2 protein-coding genes are annotated in these 1708 nt (G+C 68.8%); one reads left to right on the forward strand and one right to left on the reverse strand.

The window, feature by feature from the left end; translation table 11 throughout:
- Nucleotides 1-99: 99 nt before the first annotated feature.
- On the forward strand, nucleotides 100-687 hold the full coding sequence (locus ACWC91_RS41530) for a BAR domain-containing protein (protein ID WP_225080719.1): 588 nt from the start codon (nucleotides 100-102) through the stop codon (nucleotides 685-687).
- Here ACWC91_RS41530 and ACWC91_RS41535 read toward each other — a convergent pair.
- Nucleotides 605-1534: an IS5 family transposase gene (locus ACWC91_RS41535; protein ID WP_450726400.1), complete on the reverse strand. Its 930-nt coding sequence runs from the start codon at nucleotides 1532-1534 to the stop codon at nucleotides 605-607. The two genes, ACWC91_RS41530 and ACWC91_RS41535, sit on opposite strands and share 83 nt — an antisense overlap.
- Nucleotides 1535-1708: the final 174 nt, after the last annotated feature.

A 1708-nucleotide genomic window follows, 5' to 3' on the forward strand; every position in this document is an offset into this window, starting at 1 on the left:
AGTGCGTTGTGGCAAAGGGAGTCCCTGTTCGGTGAGCAGGGGCTTCTTCGTGTGCGGGGCATGACCGTGGTGGGGTAGGGGCAGGCAGCGGACGGCTTGTTGTGGATCGAGGAGGATGCGATGCCGTCGGTGCTGGGGTTGATGGAACGGCGTGAGGCGCGGGCGAGGCAGGAGCTGGAGTCCTGGACGGAGGTCCTGGAGCAGGCTCAGGCGGAGGTGGATGCCGCGCGGGAGCGGGTCGAGCGGGCTCGGGTGGGGCGTGAGGAGCTGGTGTCGGTGCTGGCCGAGGAGAGCGCGGTGACTACGCCGGTTTCCGCGCCGTCTGGTGGTGAGGTGGCTGCCACTGGGGGATCGAGCGGCTCCGGCCCGGTGCTTGGCGGGCGGCCGCCGCTGTGGCGACTGGGCATGGGTGAGGAGGTGCTCAGTGGCCTCTATCGGGAGGTGTTCGCCGCGGTGGTGGCGGCTTCGGGGCCGGTGAACGGGGTGGAGCTGACGCGGGCGGTGGGCCGGGAAGCGGAGATCAAGAACGAGGTGGAGAAGATCCGTCACCGCGCCTACGTGCTGGAGAAGCGGGGCTGGCTGGTGCGGGCGAAGGACGGACGGTTCATGCCCGCGCCCGGAGCAGTCGGCCGGGACGCTTCTCCGGCCAGCGTGGAGCGTCCCCGGCCAGGCGCCGGGACAGCCTGATCACGGCGGCCCACCACACCATCTGGGCGTGGTGGTCGAGGCGGCGTTCGTGGTCGCGGTTGAGGCGGCGTGAGCGGGAGAGCCAGCTCAGCGTCCTTTCCACCACCCACCTGCGGGCCAGTACCACGAATGCGCGTTGCCCATCGGAGCGGCGTACGACCTCGATCCGCACCCCGTGGCGGGCGAATGCCTTCGCCAGCGCCGGGCCCTGGTAGGCGCTGTCGACCCACACCAGCTTCAGCAGCCTGCCCGGCTGGTCCATGAATGCCTCCAGCAGCGCCGGGGCGGCTTTGGAGTCGTGCACATCAGCCGTGCTCACGGTCACCTCCAGGAGCAGGCCCTCCGTGTCGGTCAGGATGTGACGCTTGCGTCCGTCCCGTGACTTGCCGCCGTCGTATCCGCGGCTGTCCTCACCGACGGTTTCGGAGGCGTCCACCGACTGACTGTCGATGATCCCCCCACTGGGCTCGGTGTTGCGGCCTGAGCGTTCCCTCGCCGAGCGTCGCAGGCGTTCGTACAGCTCACGCACGTAGTCGTAGGACCGCCAGCGGCGGAAGAAGTCGTAGACCGCCCGCCAGTACGGGAAGTCGACCGGCAGAGCCGTCCACTTCACACCGTTGTCGACGAGGTAGCGCACCGCGTCGAGCATCTCGCGATGGCAAAACGCCTCCGGGCGTCCGCCCCGCTTCAGGAGCCAGGCCGGCACCGGCATCACGGAGCGGACCTCGGCCCACTCCGCGTCCGTCATGTCACTCGGATAGCAGCCGGCCCGCCGCCCCGCGGCGATCGAACCGAACCGGTGCACGTAGCAGTCACACCCAAGGGTGACCGCAGTGGACGCAGGCACAGCAGAGATGGTCAACTTGTCCGACAACGGGCCTCCTTGCTCGTGACCGGCCTCAACAACCACGTCACTACCAAGGGGCCCGTTTCTCTATGCCCACGACCGCACCGGCATCTCTGTCCGAATGATCACCCGCACCGCGGGCTTCGAACGAGATCCGGTTTGCCACAACGCACT

This window comes from Streptomyces sp. NPDC001204 (assembly GCF_053598035.1).